General features: G+C 45.7%; 4 protein-coding genes. All 4 read left to right on the top strand.

The window, feature by feature from the left end:
- Nucleotides 1–1,054, top strand: a 1,054-nt coding sequence (csaB, locus tag AC1DUA_RS18060; RefSeq protein WP_477501091.1) for a polysaccharide pyruvyl transferase CsaB, incomplete at its 5' end; no start/stop codon positions are given.
- A gap of 52 nt (nucleotides 1,055–1,106) precedes the next feature.
- Nucleotides 1,107–1,895, top strand: coding sequence for a WecB/TagA/CpsF family glycosyltransferase (locus tag AC1DUA_RS18055; protein WP_477501090.1), 789 nt, complete (start codon nucleotides 1,107–1,109; stop codon nucleotides 1,893–1,895).
- Nucleotides 1,896–2,027: 132 nt separating this feature from the next.
- Complete coding sequence (locus AC1DUA_RS18050; RefSeq protein WP_477501089.1) at nucleotides 2,028–3,137, top strand: glycosyltransferase family 4 protein; 1,110 nt, start codon at nucleotides 2,028–2,030, stop codon at nucleotides 3,135–3,137.
- A gap of 265 nt (nucleotides 3,138–3,402) precedes the next feature.
- Nucleotides 3,403–6,547 (top strand): hypothetical protein (locus tag AC1DUA_RS18045; RefSeq protein WP_477501088.1); only part of this gene is annotated, 3,145 nt, incomplete at its 3' end.

Here is a 6,547-nt window from a genome sequence, read left to right as displayed (position 1 = left end):
GGATGAGGCTGTGCTTCAATCTATTTTGTTCGCTTTGGAGGAGCAGGGCAGAGAGCAGGGCATTCGGATTGAGCCGATTGTGCTTTCTGCGAATCCGGAGAAGACGTCAGCAATGTATGGCGTTCAATCCTATCACCGCATGAAACCGGGCCCACTTCTCAGCGCATTGCGGGAAGCSGACGGTCTAATTAGCGGTGGCGGCAGCTTATTACAGGACGCTACAAGCTCCAAGACCATTCCGTATTACTTGGCCGTTTTGAAAATTGCACAGTGGCTTGGAAAGCCTACGTTTATTTACTCCCAAGGCATCGGCCCGGTGAACCGCCGGATGTTCGACGGCTGGATCCGCAGCGTGTTCCAGCGCTGCGCCTACATCTCTGTCCGCGATACGGAGTCCGCGGCATTGCTAGCGACGATGCGCCTCCCGCAGGAGCGCATCGCTGTCGTGCCCGACCCGGTCATGGGCCTGCCGCTCCGCGGCGAGGCTGGGACCAGCGGGTCGGCTGGCACAGGCGTGCGGACGGTGGGCGTGTCCGTCCGCTTCTGGAACGAGGACCGCTCGGAGCTGGAAGCTCTCTCGCGGTCCTTGGCCAAGCTGCTCGCCGCCGATACGAACGTGCGGCTGCGATTCTTGCCCTTCCACCTCCCCTCGGATGAGGTGGCCTCGCAGTTCGTGATCGACCGTTTGGGCGATCACGGCTCGCGGGTAGAGATGGTGCCGGGCATCGTCCATCCGCAGGATATGCTCTCGCAGGTCGCGGGATGCGACCTGCTGATCGGGATGAGGCTGCATTCCTTGATTTATGCAGCCTCGCAGTATGTGCCTATGGTCGGCATCTCGTACGATCCGAAGATCGACCAGTTCCTCCATAGGCTGGGCATGAAAGCTGCCGCATCGACGTCTCATTTCGATGCGGATGCATTGGCTCAGGAGGCGCAGAGTCTCCTGGATGGCCGAGAAGCTTGGGCGGCGTCCAAGCGCGCCGCCATTGAAGAGCTTAAGGCGCAGGCGCAGTTTCCTGCCAAGAGCATCATTTCTTTTTATAATAAATAAAAAAAATCAACCAAAACGTGAAAGCCAACGTCACATAAAGGAAGAGATATCTATGAGCTCAACATCGACAACGACCTCAGCTGGAGTTGTTTCTGCACAAGCTATACCGAAAGTTCGCATATATGGGGTTCCTATTTCCAAAATGGGCATGGACCAGACGGTTTCCTACCTAACGAAGGCGATTGAACAAAGACAGCCTCACCAAATCATAACGGCCAACCCGATTATGGTGATGTCGGCGCTGGATGATCCAGCTTACATGAGCATGATGCAGCAAGCCGAACTTATCGTTCCAGATGGAACGGGTGTGGTCTGGGCTGCCAATTATGTCGGAGAGCCTGTCGTAGAGCGGGTCCCTGGTTACGATTTGCTGAATGGGCTGATGAAGGCTGGGGAGTCAAAAGGCTGGAAAGTCTATCTGCTGGGAGCTTCTAATGAAGTAATCCAAGCGGCAGCTGACAAAATACGCAAGAATTATCCTGGAATCAAGTTAGTTGGCGTGCGTGACGGTTACTTTAAGGATGAGCAGGATGCTGAAGTAATTCAAGCTATTCTAGATGCAGCACCGGATCTTCTATTTGTAGGGAGAGCGGCAGCGAATCAGGAACCTTGGATCGGCAAATACAAAGAGCAGCTTGGCGTTCCAGTTATGATGGGAGTCGGGGGAAGTTTTGATGTTCTTTCGGGCAAGCTAAAAAGAGCACCAGTTGTATTCCAAAAACTACGTCTTGAATGGTTCTACCGCCTGTTACAGGAGCCGTGGCGCTACAAAAGAATGTTATTACTCCCTAAATTCGCGATGAAAGTGATGCGTGACAAAGAGAAAGTCACAAAACCATGAAAATTTTTATGAAAATTGGCTGAAAACGGTCATTTCAGACAAATTTAGCAGTAGTATTTGTGGACAAATGGGAGTATAATTCTCTTCGGCGGATCACCTGCCACCCAAGACAAGAGGAGCTGTGAAGAAGACATGTATGGATTATACGCGATTGGGTTCATCGCCGCCTGCATTATTGCAGTGCTGCTGACACCCCTGGTCAAAAAATTTGCCTTCTGGGTTGGAGCTGTAGATGCCCCCAACCATCGAAAAGTTCATACCCGAATTATGCCGCGTCTCGGAGGCTTAGCTATTTTTCTTGCCTTTGTCGGAGCTTATTTCGTCGTCTCTCCAGCACTTGATGCCGTTAACTCCAATGCAGCGTTTGGTTTGCTGCTCGGCGGGTTAGTTATCGTCATCACAGGGGCTTTGGATGACCGTTTTCAACTATCCCCCAAATGGAAGCTTCTCGGGCAGCTTATTGCGGCGTGTATCGTCGTTTCCTTTGGCCTCAAAATCGATCTCGTTAACATTCCGTTCGGAGAGACGAACCTGCCAATCGGTTGGTTGAGTATCCCGATTACGATATTATGGATTGTCGGTGTATCCAATGCCATTAACCTGATCGACGGTCTCGATGGTCTGTCAGCAGGCGTATCTGGTATYGCTACTACTACGATTCTGGTTTTAGCGCTTATGATGGGCAATGTAACTGTTATTCTATTGGCTGTGATCTTACTAGGAAGTATCGTAGGCTTCATGTTCTATAACTTCCATCCCGCGAAAATCTTCATGGGCGACTCAGGGGCTTTGTTCCTTGGTTTTGCCCTTGCGACACTCTCGATCCTCGGCTTTAAACAAGCAGCCGTTGTATCGCTTTTAATCCCAATTATGATTCTTGGCGTTCCGATATCCGATACGTTCTTTGCGATTATGCGCCGTTATGTGAATAAATTGCCGATCTCGGCACCGGACAAAAGCCATCTTCATCACTGCTTGTTGCAGCTTGGATTCAGCCATCGTACAAGCGTACTGATCATCTACGGTATTGCTTCTGTGTTTGGCGGTAGCGCGGTTGTCTGCTCTGTCTTCATTTCCCAAGATTCCACATGGGGCTTGATCATGATCATCGTTGCCTTATTCCTTGTGATGCTCGTTGGAGCAGAAGCGATCGGCATCATTAGTAAAAGCCGTAAGCCGGTACTTAATTTCCTGCAGARACTTGTAGGCAAGACGGTACAGAGCGACCGGATGGGCAAATAGTCAGTACTTATAAATGTATCTCTCAAATCCAACCTTCGGGTTGGATTTTTTTCCATTTTGTGAACTTCCTTCTTTCTCTAAACAATTGAGAGGTTTATACCGATAAGAATGGTACAAGAACTTTTGGTGGTATACCGCGTCAAATCATGTAGAATGATAGAAGGATTTGGGAGGGATTGTCGAAAGAAAGTTTGTCTAACCGATGGTTAGAGCATTGCCATGTCTATATGTATGATATTTTAAAGGACATAAGGAGGAACTAGCTTTGAAGACCAAACAAAGAAATAAGTGGATTAGCATTAGCCTCATGGTTGCTATGTTGTTGGCCTTGCTTCCACCACTCGGGGCTTCGGCCGCGCCTGTAATTAATATTACGAATTACTACGTACATACTGACCCTAATGATACTACCGTTGTTCAGGATCCTGAGGATTTCCTTGATGCATTGATTCCAAGGATTACGGCGAACCCAATTACGCTAAGCGCAGACATTGGGGGTATCTCGGATGATCAGATTACGAACGTTTTCTATGAAATCAAAAATATGACCACAGGTATTACGACACCAAACAAAACAAATCGCGCAATCAAGAACCCTAATAACAGCAACCAAATCACCTTTGAGARTATTCAATTAACCGAAGGGCTGAATAAGGTTGTTGTTAAATACGGAAGTACTTCAACGGTTGATTCCAAGCCGGCTTGGATTTACTTCACACCGGTGTCTAACATCACGAACCTGAAAATCAACGATGTTGATTTCGCAGATGGTGGTATGTACCCAACAACAGGTCCTTATACGAATCTAACAATTACGGGTAATTCTAATAATGCTTATCAAGTAGATGCTACAGTTTCAGGTACTACCTATGAAGCAACTAACTTTTCAGGTGGTATTTTTACCTTCTTAACAAATACGGGAAGAGCTTCGGATCTCACCTTAACTCCAGGGGATAATCTAATCACTTTCGTAGCGAAAAACCCGACAAACTTTTATACAACATCAAGAAACTTCATTTATAACAATGGCTTAGGTTTTGCTTATAATGGTAAAGTTCGTTTTAAAGAGGCAGCAGCGAATTCAGACCAAGCGTTGGTCACTATTCCTAATTTGGAGAGTTCCACAGATAATAACATTGTTTTCACGGCTGATTTAAAGAACAGCAAAGGAAACATCACGACTGGTAGCCCTGACTACTTATACGCGGACATTAGCGTTGCGGGAAGTGGGACAACTCTTCGTTATACATTTGCAACAGGTTTGACATCAACTCCTAATGGCGGTTACTTGAACGTTAACCCTAGTGTTCCTAGTGGAACAGCCCCAAGTTTGGTTAATCCTTCGACCGTGACTGGAGGAACAGCTTATGATGTCCACCATATTGAAGCAAACCTTCCTCTGAGCGGCACAGCGACTTCACAGGAAATCGACGTCAGATTTGTTACAAGTCTAGGCGGAGAATATACAACTAGATATAATTTCAATTACGTGAACCCAACTTTGCCTTACATTGATTACACTGCACAATATTTTGCTCCACCTGTAGGAGCAGGTTATGAAGTTAAGCTTACTGAGCAAGGAACGAATCAAATCAATGAATTTCCAGCGAAGCTTAGATTCCATGTGAATGGAAATGCAGACAAGGTGAAAGTAACGATCCCTGGATTTGCAGGCAACGGTGATGTGAACGTGACTGCAGGCGTAGCGGAGATTGATCTTCATGATATACCGGATGGTGCTACCAAGTTAACATTGGTTCCATGGAACACGACAACGGGTTATAACCAAGCTGGTTCCAAAGTGTATCAGTTGAATATCTCAAGTGCACCCTATGTCATTGTGAACAGCCTTTATAATGGGAAAGTAGTAAGCAATCCGGCTCAAATTACGTGTGCGAGCGGTGCGGCTCCTTGTATCACAGGTAAAATCGTTAATCTACCTGCGTCAAGTTATGGTGATGTTGAGTTGTCTGTAAATGACACCAATATCATTATTCCTGCTGGGGCAATTAACACAACAAACGGAACTTTTAATATTCCTGCTAGTGCATTCAATACACTTTTTGATGCAGACGGTAAGAAAACAATTAAGTTCTCACTTTACTTGAAGCCTGCGGGTGTCAAAGTACTTGTAACACAATCGATTTATGAGATTTTCGTTTTAAGCGATTTTGCGCCGCTAGTAGAGGAACTAGCTGTTGATCCAGCCATTACACCTTTTACACCTAGTTCAGTTCCAGGAGCATTCTTGACTACATCGGATAAGCTTCAGTTAAATGGTACTGTATTAAACGCAAAATTAAATTCAGCAGATCCAAGTTCAACAGCTGTTTTATATGTAAGAAGTGTTCCTAATGGTTCCACTCTTACTGTTGGTACTACGCCGTTACTAGCACAAATATCTCAAGTGACCAATCCACTGGATGGTAATCAAATCACGACCAAATTCAAAATATCGACTCCTTTAAGTTTGGACGCGTATGGAGATTATGTATTGGAATTGGTGGCTAAGAATAAGACTGGCCGTACGACAAGCAGAATGATTACTATTACAAAACAGCCTGTAGATTATCTGCTTCTTCAACCAACTAATTTCGTTAAAAACGCAGATAAGATTGATCAAGCGAATGTAAATACAAATTTCCAAACTGTTGTGATTCAAGCTGACGGAGCAGACTCTATTATCTACAATAAGACGGAAGCCAAACTTACTGCACCGGGAATTTTCCGTTTGGATGTGCCGAATTTAAAAGCAGGTAAGAACACAGTCAGCTTTGAAATTGTTCGAGGAACTGCTAAATCGAAGGGCAGCTTCATTCTGAATAATTTGAATACACCAATTGAAGGTGCTCAGTATCGTACTAATCTTACAGCTAAAATGAGCCTGTTTGATGGAGATCTGACATTAACTTTCCCGAAAGATACGAAGTTGATGAGAAATGATCGCACACAAACGGAACAATTCATCACATCTGATCGTAAATTAGTTTTCGGGATTGCCAACCAAGATGATGGCCGCGTAGATAAGGCATCTGAGACGCAAGCTGGTATTCGCTTCCTACAAGAGCCAACAGGTCGATTCAGAGCTGCTAGTAAATTGTTCTGGGTTGATGGCGGTTCGATTGATATTAGTGCAGCAAGTACTAATGCAACACTGAAAGACGCTTTACAAGGCAGTGGTAACCTGCCATCTCCATCACTTCCTGGACCTGGGGAGACAGCATTTTACTCTCGCTACATTAAAAACTTAGTTATACCTACGGACCGTGGAACGTTAACTCTGAAATATGATGAAGAGATTCGTAATGACTCTTGGAAGTACCTATCTGTTTATCAATTCGGAACGTTCTTGGATCCAAGTGGAACTGGAAACCAGTATGTAGGCTGGAAGAACATTGGCGGAGTTGTAG

The organism is Paenibacillus sp. 01T422 (assembly GCF_056398785.1).
Note: the sequence above shows the minus strand (reverse complement) of the source record. Positions and strands in the feature narration are given on the sequence as shown.